This window comes from Exiguobacterium sp. s46, from assembly GCF_018618875.1.
Taxonomy (GTDB): domain Bacteria; phylum Bacillota; class Bacilli; order Exiguobacteriales; family Exiguobacteriaceae; genus Exiguobacterium_A; species Exiguobacterium_A abrahamii.
In genome coordinates, this window is record NZ_JACSMY010000002.1 from 1 (window position 1) to 17,104 (window position 17,104).

Consider the following 17,104-nt stretch of genomic DNA (forward strand, 5'->3'; position numbering starts at 1 on the left):
CCGTTCCCATGCCGAACACGGAAGTTAAGCACTTGAACGCCGAAAGTAGTTGGGGGCTTCCCCCTGTGAGGATAGGACGTTGCCAGGCATTTAATTTATTCCGCAATAGCTCAGTGGTAGAGCAACCGGCTGTTAACCGGTAGGTCGTAGGTTCAAATCCTACTTGCGGAGCCAATGGCCCGTTGGTCAAGCGGTTAAGACACCGCCCTTTCACGGCGGTAACACGGGTTCGAATCCCGTACGGGTCACCATTATACTTTTTGTGCCGGTGTAGCTCAGCTGGTAGAGCAACTGACTTGTAATCAGTAGGTCGCGGGTTCGACTCCTGTTGCCGGCACTGTTTTTCTCAATTGTATAAGTTTCCTAGACAAACTGGGGGGGTAGCGAAGTGGCTAAACGCGGCGGACTGTAAATCCGCTCCCTCGGGTTCGGCGGTTCGAATCCGCCCCCCCCCACCATGTCGAGCCATTAGCTCAGTTGGTAGAGCATCTGACTTTTAATCAGAGGGTCGCAGGTTCGAATCCTGCATGGCTCATTTCTTGCGGAAGTAGTTCAGTGGTAGAATACGACCTTGCCAAGGTCGGGGTCGCGGGTTCGAATCCCGTCTTCCGCTTTTTCTTTTGGGGCCTTAGCTCAGCTGGGAGAGCGCCTGCCTTGCACGCAGGAGGTCAGCGGTTCGATCCCGCTAGGCTCCACCAATTTTATTTAAAGATCTTAAGCGAGTTTCGTTCGTCTTAAGTTTTTTTTATATGAAATGCCAAGCATAACCAGAGTACGTACGCAAGAACGCCGTGATTCCCTTCACGGTGTTTTTTTGTATATTCATGCGTTTTTTTGTTGAGTTGAACCACTTGTTTGTTACCGCTTACAATATGTGTAGAAGTGACTATGACATAGGGGGAATATCGTATGAACATTGCGTATATCAGCGTACCGTACCGTTATGGACAAGGAAAGCCGGGCACTGAACACGGACCTGCTGCTGTCGAAAAAGCGGGTCTACTCGCGACACTCGAAGCACGGGGACAAGAAGCAGTACGCTACGGGGAAGCGGCTGTCTTATCCGAGGATGCGGTTCGAGAAGAAGATCCGAAGCTGAAACGTCTTGAAGGCGTCGTCCATACGACGAATGACTTGCATCTAATTGTACGTGATGCGTTATCGGAGCAACGTTTTCCGTTATTAGTCGGTGGTGATCACAGCATGGCGATCGGAACGATTGCAGGGTTACGTCAGACTGTACCACGTCTTGGCGTCATCTGGTTCGATGCACACGGTGATTTGAATACACCGGAAACATCACCGTCTGGTAACATCCACGGTATGCCGCTCGCTGTAGCCCTTGGGGAAGGACATCAGCGTTTAACGGAAGTCGGAGGAACAGATATCAAGCTGCAACCGGAACACCTCGTCTTCATCGGATTACGTGACGTTGATCCAGGGGAACAAGAGCTGATCGATCGTCTTGGTATTCGTGTCTATGATATGGAAGCGATCCGAACTCGGGGAATGGACGCAATCATGGAAGAAGCGATTGCCTATTTGAAGGAAACGACGGATGCGTTCTATCTTAGCTTTGATATGGATGGTCTCGATCCATCGCTCGTCGTCGGTACAGGAACACGTGTCGCCGATGGCATTTTCTTAGACGATGCGAAGACGGTGCTCAAGCATTGCGCAACGGCAGAAGACTTCATTGCAGCTGAATTCGTTGAAGTGAATCCGTTGCTTGAAGAAGGAAACGGAACAGCAGAACTTGCGAATGAACTGATCGGAGATCTACTTTTGGCAATGGAAACACATCGCTTAGTAAAATAATGGTTGAACTACCTCCACCTGCGCTTTGCTTAGAGGTGGAGGATTCCTGGGTGATCCGACCTAACGGTCGAAACCTGATCAGGCTAACCCCGTCGTCCCGACGGTTGAAGAAGCTAAGAGGCGTTCGGCTTCTTGTTTGAGATTCAGTCCTGCATTCACATCACGGTCGTGGTGGATACCGCAACCCGGGCATGTCCATTCGCGCAAGCCAAGACGTTTCACGTCTTGGTGTTGATGACCGCAACTCGAGCACAGTTGGCTCGATGCGAAGGTCTTCCTGACCTTCACAATGGTCTTCCCGTACCAGTTTGCTTTGTACTCCAGCATGCGGAAGAACGCTGACCAGCTGACCTCGGAGATGGACTTGCTCAACCTGCGGTTCTTCTGCATGTTTTTCACCTGCAAGGTCTCGATGCCGATGACGTCGTGGTTTTTGACGATCTCGGCCGATACCTTGTGCAGGAAGTCGGTGCGTTTGTTGGCAATCTTTTCGTGGATGCGGGCGACCTTCCGCTTTTGCTTCTGATAGTTCCTCGCCTCGGACAGCTTGACTTTTTTATCCAAGGCTATGCGCTGACGTCGAGAGAGCTTGCGTTGCTCGCGCGCGAGCTTCTTCTCAAGCGTTCGGAAGTAACGGTCGTTTTGGTAGAGGGTGCCGTCTGACAGGACGGCGAAGTGCTTCAACCCGACATCGACACCGACCGATGAACCCGTCTTCGGCAGTTCGTGGATCTCCTGCTCGGCGAGAAGGGAGACGAAGTATTTGCCTGAAGCGGTACGTCGGATTGTCGCGTTCAAGATTCGTCCTGCTACCTGCCTCGAGTTCGCAAAACGTACCCACTTCAGCCTAGGCAGTTTGAGCTTGTTGCCGACGATTGACACTTCGGGAAGTTGGTTCTTTTTCTCGATATTGGTTTTGTAGGATTGGACGGGATGACGCTTCGATTTGAATCGGGGCCGTTCATTCTGCTTCTTGAAGAAGCGGTCAAACGCATCGGAAAGATGTTTGACACTCGATTGAAGCGAATGGCTATCGACTTCTCTCAGCCAGTCGAACTCTTGCTTCAGCATCGGGATTTCTTTTGAACAAGAACCGTATGACAGTCCTTTGCCTGTCGCTTTATACGTCTCCTCCCACTTCGCTAAGAAGTGGTTGAAGACGAAGCGCGAACAACCAATGGTCTTCGCAATCAGGATTTCCTGCTCTTTTGTCGGGTAGATCCTGAATTTGTAGGCCTTATGCTTCCACATATTTTTCACCTCCTAGAAAGGTTTATACCCGAAAGGGAGGGGCGATTCACCTCCCACTTTCACTTCGTTTAGAAGTGGGAGTGCTCTCGCCTAATTTAGATAGAACTTGAACTCTTTTCATCGGGGTTCAAGTTTTTTTGTTACAATTTAAAAGGAGATGAAACATTTATCGGTCGACTTCGTATAAGAGATTGACCGCATAGAGCGGGGGGTATTCAAAGTGGAAGAAACGACACTACGCTTAATTGAGCGAGTGAAACAGGGAGACCGTGATGCATTCGCGGCACTTGTTGATCTATATAAGGAAGGTGCCTTTCTTGTGGCTTTCCGTGTCTTGCGCGATCGAATGGAAGCGGAGGATGCGACACAAGAAGCCTTCATTCGTGTATTTACGAAAATTGATTCGTATAATGCACAATGGAAGTTCCGGACTTGGTTGTACCGAATCGTCACGAACGTATCGATTGACCGATTACGGAAAAAGAAACCTGATTATTCTCTTGATGCTGAGATGTCAGGTACTGAAGGACTGACATTGTATTCACAACTCGAGAGCAAGGACACCTTGCCGGAGGACCAAGTGGTCGATAACGAGCAACGAAACGAAGTCGGGGACGCGATTGCGGCTTTACCAGAAAAATACCGTGTCCCACTCGTCCTGAAATATGTAGAGGATCTTTCGCTAAAGGAAATCAGTGAAATGATCGAATTACCTGTCGCTACTGTCAAAACTAGAATTCATCGTGGACGAGAAGCGCTGAAGAAGCATTTTGCCAAACGATGAGAAGGAGGAACTCACCATGTCACGAGAGCATGTACATGAACGGATCCAGGATTATTTAGACCAAAACCAACCACCTGAGGAATTCGAGCGATTAGAAGCAGAGTTACGAGAAGTAGACGCGATGGACGAGTTCGAAGAGTATCGACTCCTTGATGCTCGACTGCGTCAACTTCCAGCGCCCAAATTATCGGCAGATTTTACATCCCGCGTGCTGGCACAATTGCCCGACCAGGTGGATACGCCAAGCGCTGCTTTGCTGCACCAACCGCAACCGTCTCGTTTTGGAGGTAAGATGAAGCAGTACCCATTGCTCGCGGCAGCGGCTGTTTTCTTACTCTTGTCGGTCGGTAGCCTAGGTGGTTATATGGCACAAGAAGAACATGACTTATCCTATACGAATGCACCAGGTATCGTCGCTCAAAATGGCGAGGTCGTCGTCCCGAAAGGCGTCACGGTCGATCAAGATCTATATGTTGAAGGCGGGAACGTTCGAATCGAAGGGAAAGTCAATGGCGATGTCATGACTGTTGACGGGAAAGCGTACACGGCGAGTGCTGGTAGCGTGACCGGAGAAATCAAGGAAATTGATCAATTATTCGAACGCGTTTGGTACGGAATCAAGCGTCTATTTCAATAATCAGCTGGGACGAGTCGAACTCGTCCCTTTGTGCTATAATGGAAACTGTTTAAATCAGATGAGTTAGGGGGCACGGTTGGTGAATTACTTCAGCTGGCAACCACTTCAATTTCAATTGTTGAAACTGGGAGAAAACGTACATTGGTACGATTATATTAATGACGTGATTGATATTGCGGTCGTGACGTTCGTCATTTACCGTCTCATGATCATCGTCAAAGGAACAAAAGCAGTCCAGCTCATTAAAGGGATCTCGGTCATTTTGATCAGTTGGTTCTTGAGTGGCTTTTTTGGACTCAAAACATTGCAATTCTTATTGAATCAAATCATCACCTACGGGTTACTGGGGATTATCATCATCTTCCAACCCGAACTAAGGCGTGGACTGGAACACTTAGGACGAACGAGTAAATTTTTCTCACGTAGTGCCATCAGTGATGAAGATGAACAAGTTCGAATCGTCGATGCACTCGTATCGTCTGCTCAGTACATGTCAAAACGGCGTATCGGAGCACTCGTGACGATTGAACGCGAGACAGGACTGAGTGAATACGTGGAGACGGGCATTCCGCTCGGTTCACAAATCACGAGTCAGTTGCTGATCAACTTGTTCATTCCGAATACACCCTTACATGATGGTGCCGTCATCGTCCAGCAAGGCAAGTTAGCAGCAGCTGCTTGTTACTTACCGCTGTCTGAGAGTGCACATATCTCAAAAGAGCTTGGAACACGTCACCGTGCTGCCATCGGTGTCAGTGAGGTGACGGATAGCGTCACGCTCGTCGTCTCGGAAGAAACGGGTGGTGTCTCACTCGCTATCAATGGACGTCTGTACCGGGAACTCGACGAAGAATCATTACGGACAAAGTTACTTGAGACGATCGTCAAGGCCGAACCGACGAATACTTCCTTCTTGAACTGGATGGGGGCGAAAAAATAATGTTCGAAAAGTGGTTCAATGAACGCTGGTTTTTACGCATCGTTGCCGTCGCCTTAGCCGTCATGTTGTATTTGATGGTCGCAGGTTCGAATACGACGGGAAAAAGTGATGCTGCTAGTCTATTACCGATCGCAGGACAAGGTTCGACGAAATTTGACGTGCCGGTCACGGTCCAGTATGATGAATCGCAGTGGGTCGCCTATAATATTCCAGATAGTATGGAAGTGACCGTCAAAGGTCCGTCGAGTAGCTTGACGATGCTCCGGCTCGTCCAAGATTTTGGATTATCGATTGATTTGAAAGGACTCGACCCTGGCTATCATCGTGTCCGTGTCACAGCAACTGGCTTCGGAAAAGATGTCGAGGTGACGCCAAAACAGGAAACGATTGAAGTCTTCCTCGATAAGAAGATTACAAAGGAAGTACCGGTACAAGTCGCTTTACTCAATAAAAACAAAATCGCTGAAGGATATGTCGCTGGGGAAGCGCAGCCGAACCAACAAACTGTTGAAGTCACAGGAGGCGCGGAGAAGTTACAGGCGATTTCAGCAATCCAAGTACCGATCGATGTGACCGGTCGGGCAGAGACGTTCAAAGAGACGTTCAATGCTAAAGCGACTGACACGAACGGGAATACGATCAGTGCATCTTATCAACCGGAACAATTAGAAATCACAGTACCGATCTATAAGGAAAGTAAGACGGTACCGATTAATGTGAAGACAAAAGACAACGTTAAAAAAGGGTATACTGTCGTCAAGATCGTTCCCGTCACAACGGAAGCTCGTCTATATGGAACAAAAGAAGAACTAGAGCGTATCGGTTCTGTTGATACAGAAGCGGTCTCGCTCAAAGGATTGACGAAGACGACGGAAAAAACCGTCAAACTCGTCGAACCGGAAAACGCGACAGCGATGGATCCGACACAGGTCACCGTCAATATCGTCGTCGAAAAAGAAAATGCCAATTCGACGACAGAAACCGTCGAGGATCGAGCGGAGAAAACGATTCCGGGTGTGACGGTCACGTTGAATGGATTCGATGAATCAAAGTATACGATTGATTATAATCAAACGATTGATGTCGTCGTCCGTGGGAAAGAATCTGATTTAGCATCGATTGATGCGACGGATATCAAAGCGGTCATCGACGTGACAGGATTAAAAGAAGGAACGCATGGATTGCCGATCTCGTATCAGACATCAAAAGCCTTTGATGTCCTGCGTCCGGATAATATGGATGTCACATTAAAAGCGATTCCCCGGACATCCATTCCGACCAATTAAAACAAATTAGTGAAATGAGGAAATAACACATGGGTAAGTATTTTGGAACTGACGGCGTACGCGGCGTCGCAAACGTAGAATTGACACCGGAACTTGCGTATCGCCTCGGTCGAACAGGTGGTTACGTGTTGACGAAACACGAAAGCACACGACCAAAAGTCTTGATTGGACGCGATACACGTGTATCTGGTCAAATGCTTGAGAATGCACTTATCGCGGGTCTGTTATCAATCGGTGCAGAAGTCATGCGTCTTGGTGTCATCTCGACACCAGGTGTCGCATACCTGACAAAAACGATGGATGCGACAGCCGGAGTCATGATCTCTGCATCGCACAATCCAGTGGAAGATAACGGGATTAAGTTCTTCGGTTCAGACGGCTTTAAGCTCGATGACGCAACAGAACTTGAAATCGAAGCATTACTCGATGAAGCAGAAGATACATTGCCACGCCCAGCCGGAAAAGAACTCGGCTTCGTTCATGATTACTATGAAGGGGCTCAGAAATATCTCCACATGCTTCGTCAGACATCGGATGAAGATTTCTCAGGCATCCATGTCGCGATCGACGGCGCACACGGGGCGACGTCAAGCCTCGCACCACGTCTATTCGGTGACTTGGAAGCAGAAGTATCGACGATCGGTACAACTCCGAACGGACTCAACATCAATGATGGTGTCGGTTCGACACACCCTGAACATCTCGCTGCCTTCGTTAAGGAAAAAGGCGCAGACGTTGGTTTATCGTTTGATGGAGACGGCGACCGCTTGATTGCAGTCGATGAGAACGGCGATATCGTCGATGGCGATAAAATCATGTTCATCTGCGGAAAATACTTGAACGAACTCGGTCGTCTGAAAGACAACACGATCGTCGCGACGGTCATGAGTAACCTTGGTTTCCATAAAACCGTCGAAGAAAATGGGATGACGGCGCTTCAGACAGCAGTCGGTGACCGTTATGTCGTCGAAGAGATGCGTAAGAACGACTACACACTCGGTGGCGAACAGTCGGGGCACATCATCTTCATGGACTACTCAACGACAGGGGACGGCATGTTGTCAGGCGTCCAGTTGTTGCAAATCATGAAAGCGACAGGGAAGAAGTTATCGGAACTTGCAGCTGAGATGCCGATCTTCCCACAACGTCTCGTAAACATCCGTGTTTCAGACAAAAATGGCGCAATGAGCGGTCCTGCCGTGCAAGCAATCATTGCCGAAGTCGAAGCGGAGATGGCGGGGAACGGACGGATCCTCGTTCGTGCGTCAGGAACAGAACCACTCGTTCGTGTCATGGCAGAAGCTCCGACACAAGAAGCATGTGATGCATACGTCGAGCGGATCGCGAACGTCGTTCGTGAGAACTACGCGTTACAAGAAAACTAAGCAGCCCGAAGCAGAGCGATTGCTCTGCTTCTTTTTTTACAATTATTTTAGAAAAACAGATTGATATTTTTACAAAATATAGGGATTATACGTATTGATTAGAAAAATATCGGGAATAGTTACAAATACGTTACCTTTCTTGCTTTTTCAGATTAAAGTTCGTATGATGGTGAAGTCGGACAGAAACGGGGTCAGACGGAAACAAGAAGCGCCAGGGCTTTCTTCGTAGGATGAAAGCTGACGAGGTGGAGGTTTATCGAATCATTCGGCGGATGCCTCCCGGTACCAGATCCATACCGTAAATCGTTCTGAAATCGTCCAAGTGATTGGACGGACAAACAGACCGATCGGGATCCTCTCAACAAGAGCCGTTTCCTCTTTAGGGAAATACTTGTAAATGGAGAGATGTAACATGTGCGGAATCGTAGGTATGATCGGACAAGTCAACACGAAGGAAATTTTATTAAAAGGTCTCGAGAAGCTCGAGTACCGCGGCTATGACTCGGCAGGTCTTGCGTTCGTCAACGACGGCGTCCAAGTCCATAAAGAAGTAGGCCGGATTGCTGCGCTACGCGAAGTCGTTCCTGCTGATGCAGACGGCACAGTCGGAATCGGACACACACGCTGGGCAACACACGGTGTTCCAAGCGTACCAAACGCGCACCCGCACCAAAGTGCGTCAGCACGTTTCACACTCGTGCACAACGGCGTCATCGAAAACGATGAGCAGCTAAAAGCAGAATTGAATGTCGATCTCCTCAGCGACACGGATACAGAAGTCATCGTTCAGATGATCGAAAAGAACTTCAACGAGACAGGTGACGTCGCGGAAGCATTCCGTCAAACACTCCGCGTCTTGCACGGTTCGTATGCCCTCGCATTGATCGATGCGGAAAATCCAGACGTCTTATACGTCGCAAAAAACAAATCACCACTTCTCGTTGGTCTCGGTGACGGTACGTTCAACGTCGTCGCGTCAGACGCAATGGCAATGTTACAAGTAACGGATCAATTCATCGAGTTGCATGATGGTGAGATGATCATTTTGACGCGTGATAGCGTCACAATCCAAGATCTCGATGGGAACGTCCAAGAGCGTGAAGCGTACACGGCTGAAATCGATGCATCAGATATCGAAAAAGGAACGTACGCGCACTACATGCTCAAAGAGATGGATGAGCAACCAGCGGTCATTCGTAACATCGTTCAAAAATATCAAAACGAAGCAGGCGACATCACACTCGACCAATCGGTCCGTGATCTCGTACTCGGTCGTGACCGTGTCTATATCATTGGTTGCGGAACAAGCTACCATGCTGGTTTGATCGGGAAACAGTTGATCGAACAAATCGCAGGCATCCCGACAGAAGTGCACATCTCTTCTGAGTTCGGATACAACATGCCATTATTGACAGAGAAACCGCTCTTCCTCTTCCTTTCACAATCAGGTGAAACAGCGGATAGCCGTGCTGTTCTCGTCGAAGCGAAGAAACTTGGTCACCCGGCACTGACGATCACGAACGTTCCAGGATCAACATTGTCACGTGAAGCAAACGCAACATTGTTGCTCCACGCGGGTCCAGAAATCGCCGTTGCTTCAACAAAAGCGTATACAGCTCAAATCGCTGTCCTTGCTGTCCTTGCGTTTGACCTTGCTCAAGCAAAAGGAGTTGCCGTCAACTTCGATCTCATGAAGGAACTCGGTAAAATCTCAAGTGCGATGGAATCGGTCATGTCTCAAAAAGATCGTTTCCAAGAAATCGCGACAGAGTACTTGTCTGAGTCACGTAACGCGTTCTTCATCGGTCGTGGACAAGATGCATACGTCGGGATGGAAGGTGCATTGAAACTCAAAGAGATCTCGTATATCCAAGCAGAAGGATACGCGGGTGGAGAGCTCAAGCACGGTCCGATCGCTTTGATCGAAGACAACACACCGGTCATCGCGCTCGTGACACAACCACACGTTCACCTCAACAACCGTGGGAACGTCAAGGAAGTCGTCGCACGTGGGGCAAACGCGTGTGTCATCGCAGCAGAAGGTCTTGAATTGCCAACAGATGCATTCGTCATCCCAGCAGTCGAGCCACTCTTGTCACCGCTCTTGTCTGTCTTGCCACTTCAATTGATCTCATACTACGCGGCACTCGGTCGCGACTGTGACGTCGATAAGCCACGTAACTTGGCGAAGTCGGTAACGGTTGAATAAGGAAACAAATCGACTCCAAATGACAGGCGTGTAAGCGTCTGCCGTTTGGAGTTTTTATATTAGGAGGAGAACGAGATGAACCGCTGGATCACCGCATTTCCTAAGAGATATGAACAGGACGTTCGGGTCGTTAAAGCGTGTTTACCATTTGCATGGACACGCTTATCACCAGGAACAATCAAAGTGAAAGTAGAGCAGGAACAGATACAGATTCCGATGCGTTTATACGTGTCAGAAATCGACTCGGAGCGGATCGAGGAACTGACGTCGACACAACAAACGATGTTATATTGTCTCTACACCCGTCACCATGATGGTCATGTTCGTGAGCATTATCTTCAGCAGTTACTTAAAAACCATCCACACGACGGATGGGTTCTTGCCTATATCATCGAACTTGCTAGTGAGTACGTCCGTGACATCGTCGACATCATCGTACCCGCAATCGAGCAATGGGATCCGGAAGTGAAGCGGCGGTTCGTCGAGGATGATCCGGCATACATGAAGCGAATCGAAGACCGGATGATCAGTTACTGGAATGCTTATTATCGGTCAAGTGGCGAACGACGATCCGAAGCGGACTACCCAGGCTTTCGGATTATAGAATCGTTACGGGAGGATGCTTCGGTAGAGGAAGTGTGAAGAGATGAAAAGGAGGGGCGAACTTGATTACAAAATCAAAGGATCTGTACTTAGAAGGACCCGGACCTGCTGTTTTGTTGTTACATAGTTTTACTGGAAGTGCGAATGAGATGCGGGGACTCGCTCGTTTTTTACATGCAGCCGGGTATACCTGTTACGCGCCCAATTACGCCGGGCACGGGGAATCGCCGGAGCGCTTGTTTGAGACGACGATCGAAGACGTCTGGCAGTCCGCGCAAGTCGGACTCGCGTTTTTACAAGATCGAGGACACAAAGACATCTTTTTGATCGGACAATCACTCGGTGGAGTGATGGCACTTCGACTAGCAGAACAGTCAGGATGTGCCGGACTCATCTTACTCTCGACGCCGATTCTTGAGCGGACGATTGCGGGACTCGAGCACCGCGTCCGTCGGTATACAGAACGGTATTTTCAATTTGACGATCGTTCACCGGAGTGGATCGTAGACTTTGTCGACCGTCATTTTCCACGCCCAGAAAAAGACTTACGGGCACTGCAACAGTTCATTCTCGACACAGGAGTCGTCTTGCCGAAAATCACGCAACCCATCGCCTTGTTCCTTGGTGCCTTAGATGATGCCGTCTATCATGCGAGTCTCAATCGAATCGAAACGACAGTGCCGAGCCGAGATCAGAAGAAGGTCCTTCTTCCGAACAGTAAACATTTACTAACGCTCGATCGGGATAAACAACGTTTATTCGAAGAAATCCTCGTCTTCTTGAAGACGCATCCGGTAGATTCCTTGAAACCATCAGCTGCTGTGCAGTAGGCTAGATAGGTAAGCTAGACGTGAAAGGGGAAGGGATCATGCGAATTTTAGTAGTAGGAGCAAGCGGAACGATTGGGCAGGCAGTCGTCGAACGGCTGAGTGAGCGGCATGACATCATTCGTGCCGGACGAAGCGGAGCGGATGTGCAAGTCGATATTACGTCAGAAGCAAGTATCCGAGCGATGTATGAAACAGTCGGTTCTGTTGATGCTGTTATCAGTGCCACAGGTGGCGCTCATTTTGGTCCATTGACGGACTTAACACCGGAGCTTAATCAAATTGGAATCGACAGTAAACTAAAAGGTCAGGTCAATCTGGTCCTACTTGGTTTACCGTCAGTACGAGACGGAGGAAGCTTTACGCTGACGACCGGCATCATGATGGACGATCCGATTCGCCAAGGCGCATCCGCAGCGCTTGCAAACGGTGGGGTTAAAGCGTTCGTTCATGCAGCAGCAATCGAGATGCCACGAGGTATTCGAATCAACAGCGTCAGTCCGAACGTACTGATTGAGTCGCTCGAGAAGTACGGACCCTTCTTCCGTGGTTTTGAAGCCGTTCCGGCGTCACGTGTCGCGACCGCGTTCGAAAAGAGTGTCGAAGGGGCGCAGACGGGGCAAAATTACGAAGTCTATTAACTAAAAAAAGCAGGTAGCGAAAATCGCTATCTGCTTTTTTAGAATTCGGATATGACATAACGTTCGATTCCGAATAGTAATAGAGTGATCCCGAGACAAATGAGTAAGTTGCGTACGAACCAGCGACGTGTCATCGTCCGGTTCATGATCAGTTTCTCCAGTGTCAGATTGACAAGAAGCACACATAAGAAGATGACGCCAAACCAAATCATCCAGACACATCCTTTCCTTCTTCTTAACGAATCCAACAGCTAAAAAGTTTCGCGTCTGTCAGGAGCAGGAAATCATTCAGATGAACGGGAAGGAAACAAGCAGTCGATTTTACAAGGAGGAACATGACGATGAAACAAGCGGTCCTAGTGATTGATTTTCAAAAGGAACTCGTCGACGGAAACACGGAAGAACGTCCGGTATACTTAAAAGAACAAGTCGCGCATGTCATCGAAGCAGTCGTACTTGAAGCAGACGAAAGGAACATCCCGATCGTCTTCATTCGTGATCTGGACGTCGCTGGTGGAATTGGACCTGGGTTTGCAGTTCATGACTCGATTCCCGTTCCAGCGTCGAGTGTTACTTTTGATAAAGCAGCAACGAATGCGTTTCATGGTACCCCCTTGCTCGATTATCTACGCCAAGCATCGATTGAACATCTGATCATCTTAGGCTGTAAGACGGAACACTGCATCGATACCGCGGTGCGCAGTGCGACGGTGCATGGCTTTGATGTCACACTCGTCGCCGATGGGCATACGACGAACGGGTCCGATGTCCTGACGCCGGAGCAAATGATCGCCCACCACAATCAAGTCTTGCACGGTCATTATAACGTCGAACATTTTGCGATCGTTCGTCCGTCGACGGAAGATGTCTTCACCCCAACCCACAATGACTACCGGACATGAAGAGGAGAATAAGATGATTGAATTACGAAAAATAACAGCGTCTGATTACGAACGCTACGCGACGCTCGTCCAAGACGAACGTGTCATGCGTTACATCACGGAACAGGCATTAACAGATACGGAAACGAAACAACGCTTTGAGCGAATCCTTGAACAACAGCAGCACGACCGACTCGGATCGTATCTGATTTATGCCGAAGAGACATGGATTGGAATCGGGCACATGACCCGGAGTCAAACGCAACCGTTCGAAGCAGAGCTCGGTTACATGCTGCTACCCGATCAGTGGGGACGCGGATACGGCACAGCGATTGCAGAGCGTCTCTTACAGTTAGCGATAGAAGAAGAGCTACAGGTCGTCACGGCAACGATTGATCCAGCGCATGAAGCATCGCGCCGTATTTTGATCGGATTAGGTTTTGAATCGACCTATGTTGGACCGATTGACGGTCTACCAGGTGAAACGCTACAGAAAATAGTGGGGACGACGGAATGACACGAGACGAATGGATTGAACATTTTCAACTCGACGTCGCAGCATGCACGACTGTCGACGAATCGTATAGTTCTGAAGTCGATCGTCTCGTCCTAACGGATGATCAGGTTGTTTTCTTGAAGCGCCCATATACGGCTGAAAAGTGGTACCGGGAGCGTGGCTGGATTCATGTACTAGAAGGGTTTGTACCCGTGCCGCACATCTTAGCTGAAGCAGCTCCTGGACAGACGACCGGGTCGTTCGTACTTGCTGCCTTACCGGGACAGGCACCGGTCACGATGACTAAAAAATTGGCGTCCGAAATTGGTCGAACGCTCGCAATGCTGCATACGTGTACAGGAGAAGCTTATGGCGAGTATACGGAAGATGGATTTTATGCCTATCCGGTTCAGGACTGGCGACGCTTCCGGAATGAAAAACTCGATGGATTCATGCCGTTCATCACGTCCGAACTCGACCCCGTTTTTTTAGAGAACATCCAAACAGAGTTAGTCAGACGAGAACAGTCGTTACCTGAGCCTTCACGTCCTGTTGCCACACATTGTGACTTCCGCCTAGCGAATTTACTGACGGTAGGTGATCAAGTCACAGGGGTGATCGATTTCGAGACGACCCGCTATGGGGCGATCGAGATGGACTTCACGAAGATCGTCCGTAATCTCAATACGTTCGATTCCATTTACGTAACGGCATTTCAAGAAGGATACGCGACGCTACACCCAGACGTGCCAATCGAGACGTATTTGGCATACTATCGTTTGTGGGAAGCACTCACGGCCGTCGGGTGGTGCATCAAACGTGGACTAGAAGAGCACCAGGCGTTCTTTGAGGAGAACATCGTGCTCATCAAGCAGGAATTACAGACGACGAGCATATCGGACGGGTATTGATTCACCCATGTCTTGGAAGAAACCTCTATACTTAGGGAAATGAGGAATATGAGGGGGAAGCAAGATGACAGGGAAACGAATCGGAATCATCGGCGGTGGACTCGCCGGGATTTTTGCGGCACGTCAATTGCAGGCAGCAGGACATGCTGTTGAAATCATCGAAAAAAGCCAGAGCGTCGGGGGGCGAATGGCGACTCGTCGGATTGATGAAGGAACAGCGGATCATGGTGCCGTCTTCTTCACGGTCCGGACGGAAGAGTTAGGACGCGAAGTCGACGAATGGCTTGAGAAGGGATGGGTTCGTAAGTGGTTCGGCACAGATTTTCCACGCTATGTCGCGACGAACGGCATGAATCAACTCGTACAAGCCATTGGTCGAGGGATTCCCGTCCAGTTGAATGAACAGGTCACGCATATTACGGCAACGGAGGGCGAACTCGTCACACAAGCGACAGATCATCAAGGTGCGTATGATGCGTTACTCGTGACGGCGCCTGTGCCGCAAGCATATGAACTGTTGCAGTCTTCTGATCTGGCGCTCGGAGATGACGATCATGAGCAGTTACGTCAAGTGACGTTCGAGCCGACATTCGTTGGTCTGTTTGAAATCGAAGAGCGACTCACGATCGGAGAAGTCGGTCTACAAGACGAACATCTCGTCGATGGGATGTTGAAGCTCGTTAATAATGCCGAGAAGAAGATTTCGAAGACGACACTCTTGAGCGTCTATATGACAGCCCGCTTCAGTGAAGACTGGTACACGCGCCCGGAAGAAGAGACACTCGCTGAAGTCGAGCGTCTGTTACAACAGCAACTCGGACCGGTGACGATTATCTCGCGTCAGCTCAAGCGTTGGCGTTACGCCCAGGCACGCGCGGTTTACCGGACACCGCATTTGAAACTGGCGGCACATCCGCTTTGGCTTGCTGGTGATGCGTTCCTTGAAGCCGATGATGCGTCAGGACGGACGCGCGTCGAGAGTGCTGTCATCTCCGGATTACGCGTCGCGGAGGCGATTGATACCCACTTACGTCAGACGGTGACAGCGACGGAATGAACGACAACATGCACTTCTTTTCTGAATCGAGAAGAAGCGCATGTTTTTTGTTACTCACGATCATTCCGCTTGGAAGTGTTGTTCACTCCAGGCTGCCATTTGATCAAGAATCGGTAAAAAACTATGTCCGGCATCCGTCAGGGAATATTCAACGCGAGGAGGAACTTCGCCAAAGACGTGCCGTTGAATCAAACCATCCGCCTCGAGCTCGCGAAGCTGACACGTCAATGTTCCTTTAGAGATACCTGTTAATTGTTGCAGTTCATGAAAACGATGTGTCCCGTGTGTCAGGTGCCACAGCAAGATGATCTTCCATTTGCCAGCGACCATCTGTTGCACCCGAGTGACTGGACAAGCCGTCCGTTGATTGGTCGTTGAATCGAATACAGCCACGTTCATCCTCTCCCATTGGTTCGTTTTGAGGGACCTAGTTTCAGATAAGTGCCTACTTTTTTTAGTGTATCACCTGGCGTATCATGAAGAACAACATCAAACTTAAAAGGAGTGGTTTCATCATGAAATGGTTAATTACAGGAGCAACCGGAAAATTAGGTGCACGGATCGTGCAACATCTCAGTGAAGAAGTCGGTAACGAACATGTAGCGGTTAGTGTCCGTGACGTTGAAAAAGCAGCGTCGCTTGCAGCGCAAGGAATCGACGTCCGGCATGGTGATTTCGATCAGCCAGAAACACTCGGACACGCGTTTCAAGGCATCGATCGTCTGCTGATCATCTCGACGGACGGTGAAGAAGCAACACGGATCCGGCAACATCAAGCCGCCGTAACGGCAGCAAAAGCGGCAGGCGTCAAGCTGATCGGCTATACGAGTATCGCCAATGCGGCACACAGCACAAACGGACTTGCGCGAACACATAGGGTCACAGAAGAAGCGATTCAAGCGACAGGTATCCCGTATGTCTTTTTCCGCAACAACTGGTATCTCGAAAATGAACTCGGAACGATTGAGGCTGTCGCACAAGGCGCAGACTGGTTAACGGCAGCAGGTGAAGGCAAAGTCGGATGGGCGTTACAAGATGAGTATGCGCTAGCGATTGCGACGGGACTGACACTTGAGCATCCAAAAGCGATCTATGAACTATCAGGTCCGTTGCATACACAAGCAGAACTCGCGACTGCAGTCGGAACAGTGCTTAACCGACCGGTCGCTTTAGATGAAGTAGATGGCGCGACCTATGGCGAGCGGATGCAAGCAGCCGGCTTACCTGACTTCTTGATTCCAATGCTGACTGGTATCCAGGCAGATATCGCAGCAGGGACTCTTGCAGTGGAAAGTACTGATTTTGAAGAATTACTCGGTCGTCCCGTGACGACGCTGGAAGAGGGAGTACGCCTCCTTTTTAAAAGATGAGTTCATCT

General features: G+C 49.4%; 18 protein-coding genes, 7 tRNA genes and 1 rRNA gene. 23 read left to right on the forward strand and 3 right to left on the reverse strand.

Features of this window, described 5'->3' with window-relative positions; genetic code table 11:
* The 9 genes from rrf to rocF form a co-directional block, all read left to right on the forward strand.
* A 5S ribosomal RNA gene (gene rrf, locus KNQ08_RS11575) occupies nt 1-88 on the forward strand; the annotation flags it as partial.
* A gap of 11 nt (nt 89-99) precedes the next feature.
* Nucleotides 100-174 (forward strand) — tRNA-Asn (locus KNQ08_RS11580).
* Nucleotides 175-176: 2 nt separating this feature from the next.
* Nucleotides 177-251, forward strand: a tRNA-Glu gene (locus KNQ08_RS11585).
* A gap of 13 nt (nt 252-264) precedes the next feature.
* Nucleotides 265-337 (forward strand) — tRNA-Thr (locus KNQ08_RS11590).
* Nucleotides 338-374: 37 nt separating this feature from the next.
* Nucleotides 375-458: transfer RNA gene (locus KNQ08_RS11595), tRNA-Tyr, on the forward strand.
* A 4-nt stretch (nt 459-462) separates the two neighbouring features.
* Nucleotides 463-535, forward strand: a tRNA-Lys gene (locus KNQ08_RS11600).
* A gap of 6 nt (nt 536-541) precedes the next feature.
* Nucleotides 542-613 (forward strand) — tRNA-Gly (locus tag KNQ08_RS11605).
* A 9-nt stretch (nt 614-622) separates the two neighbouring features.
* Nucleotides 623-698: transfer RNA gene (locus KNQ08_RS11610), tRNA-Ala, on the forward strand.
* Nucleotides 699-909: 211 nt separating this feature from the next.
* A complete protein-coding gene (gene rocF, locus KNQ08_RS11615; RefSeq protein ID WP_214724778.1) occupies nt 910-1,818 on the forward strand; it encodes an arginase in 909 nt (302 codons plus the stop codon).
* 78 nt (nt 1,819-1,896) lie between these two features.
* Here rocF and tnpB read toward each other — a convergent pair whose 3' ends face one another.
* Complete coding sequence (gene tnpB / locus KNQ08_RS11620) at nt 1,897-3,069, reverse strand: IS200/IS605 family element RNA-guided endonuclease TnpB (RefSeq protein WP_214805789.1); 1,173 nt, start codon at nt 3,067-3,069, stop codon at nt 1,897-1,899.
* Between the two features lie 220 nt (nt 3,070-3,289).
* Here tnpB and sigW point away from each other — a divergent pair, with 220 nt between their 5' ends.
* The 9 genes from sigW to KNQ08_RS11665 all read left to right on the forward strand — a co-directional run bounded on the left by sigW (nt 3,290) and on the right by KNQ08_RS11665 (nt 12,381).
* A complete protein-coding gene (gene sigW, locus KNQ08_RS11625; RefSeq protein ID WP_023466660.1) occupies nt 3,290-3,853 on the forward strand; it encodes an RNA polymerase sigma factor SigW in 564 nt (187 codons plus the stop codon).
* A 16-nt stretch (nt 3,854-3,869) separates the two neighbouring features.
* Nucleotides 3,870-4,490, forward strand: coding sequence for an anti-sigma factor (locus KNQ08_RS11630; RefSeq protein WP_149426610.1), 621 nt, complete (start codon nt 3,870-3,872; stop codon nt 4,488-4,490).
* A gap of 79 nt (nt 4,491-4,569) precedes the next feature.
* Nucleotides 4,570-5,430: a diadenylate cyclase CdaA gene (gene cdaA, locus KNQ08_RS11635; protein ID WP_050676886.1), complete on the forward strand. Its 861-nt coding sequence runs from the start codon at nt 4,570-4,572 to the stop codon at nt 5,428-5,430.
* The gene (locus KNQ08_RS11640) at nt 5,430-6,716 is read left to right on the forward strand and encodes a CdaR family protein (protein ID WP_064300434.1); all 1,287 of its coding nucleotides are present in this window, start codon (nt 5,430-5,432) and stop codon (nt 6,714-6,716) included. Before cdaA ends, KNQ08_RS11640 begins: the two co-directional genes overlap by 1 nt.
* A gap of 29 nt (nt 6,717-6,745) precedes the next feature.
* Nucleotides 6,746-8,101: a phosphoglucosamine mutase gene (gene glmM, locus KNQ08_RS11645; RefSeq protein WP_029343107.1), complete on the forward strand. Its 1,356-nt coding sequence runs from the start codon at nt 6,746-6,748 to the stop codon at nt 8,099-8,101.
* Nucleotides 8,102-8,513: 412 nt separating this feature from the next.
* Nucleotides 8,514-10,310 (forward strand): glutamine--fructose-6-phosphate transaminase (isomerizing), encoded by a 1,797-nt coding sequence (gene glmS, locus KNQ08_RS11650; protein ID WP_064300436.1) that lies wholly within the window; start codon nt 8,514-8,516, stop codon nt 10,308-10,310.
* Nucleotides 10,311-10,385: 75 nt separating this feature from the next.
* Nucleotides 10,386-10,952 carry a hypothetical protein gene (locus KNQ08_RS11655; protein WP_214805791.1) on the forward strand — a complete coding sequence of 189 codons (567 nt, stop codon included), beginning with the start codon at nt 10,386-10,388 and terminating at the stop codon, nt 10,950-10,952.
* A gap of 23 nt (nt 10,953-10,975) precedes the next feature.
* Complete coding sequence (locus KNQ08_RS11660) at nt 10,976-11,743, forward strand: alpha/beta hydrolase (RefSeq protein ID WP_149426612.1); 768 nt, start codon at nt 10,976-10,978, stop codon at nt 11,741-11,743.
* A gap of 38 nt (nt 11,744-11,781) precedes the next feature.
* Nucleotides 11,782-12,381: a short chain dehydrogenase gene (locus KNQ08_RS11665; RefSeq protein WP_149426613.1), complete on the forward strand. Its 600-nt coding sequence runs from the start codon at nt 11,782-11,784 to the stop codon at nt 12,379-12,381.
* A 38-nt stretch (nt 12,382-12,419) separates the two neighbouring features.
* Here the strand turns inward: KNQ08_RS11665 and KNQ08_RS11670 are convergent, their stop codons facing one another.
* On the reverse strand, nt 12,420-12,593 hold the full coding sequence (locus KNQ08_RS11670) for a hypothetical protein (protein ID WP_214805793.1): 174 nt from the start codon (nt 12,591-12,593) through the stop codon (nt 12,420-12,422).
* A 129-nt stretch (nt 12,594-12,722) separates the two neighbouring features.
* On the opposite strand from KNQ08_RS11670, the gene KNQ08_RS11675 reads away from it, so the two are divergent.
* The 4 genes from KNQ08_RS11675 (at nt 12,723) to KNQ08_RS11690 (ending at nt 15,726) form a co-directional block, all read left to right on the forward strand.
* Complete coding sequence (locus tag KNQ08_RS11675; protein ID WP_214805796.1) at nt 12,723-13,283, forward strand: isochorismatase family protein; 561 nt, start codon at nt 12,723-12,725, stop codon at nt 13,281-13,283.
* 13 nt (nt 13,284-13,296) lie between these two features.
* Nucleotides 13,297-13,779, forward strand: coding sequence for a GNAT family N-acetyltransferase (locus KNQ08_RS11680; protein WP_214805798.1), 483 nt, complete (start codon nt 13,297-13,299; stop codon nt 13,777-13,779).
* Complete coding sequence (locus KNQ08_RS11685; RefSeq protein ID WP_214805800.1) at nt 13,776-14,669, forward strand: phosphotransferase family protein; 894 nt, start codon at nt 13,776-13,778, stop codon at nt 14,667-14,669. Before KNQ08_RS11680 ends, KNQ08_RS11685 begins: the two co-directional genes overlap by 4 nt.
* Before the next feature lie 64 nt (nt 14,670-14,733).
* Nucleotides 14,734-15,726, forward strand: a complete 993-nt coding sequence (locus tag KNQ08_RS11690; protein WP_214771960.1) for an NAD(P)/FAD-dependent oxidoreductase — start codon at nt 14,734-14,736, stop codon at nt 15,724-15,726.
* Between the two features lie 60 nt (nt 15,727-15,786).
* On the opposite strand, the gene KNQ08_RS11695 is transcribed toward KNQ08_RS11690, so the two are convergent.
* On the reverse strand, nt 15,787-16,119 hold the full coding sequence (locus KNQ08_RS11695) for a winged helix-turn-helix transcriptional regulator (protein ID WP_353049228.1): 333 nt from the start codon (nt 16,117-16,119) through the stop codon (nt 15,787-15,789).
* Nucleotides 16,120-16,241: 122 nt separating this feature from the next.
* Between KNQ08_RS11695 and KNQ08_RS11700 the strand changes: the two genes are divergently transcribed.
* Complete coding sequence (locus KNQ08_RS11700) at nt 16,242-17,096, forward strand: SDR family oxidoreductase (protein WP_214805804.1); 855 nt, start codon at nt 16,242-16,244, stop codon at nt 17,094-17,096.
* Nucleotides 17,097-17,104 lie beyond the last annotated feature (8 nt).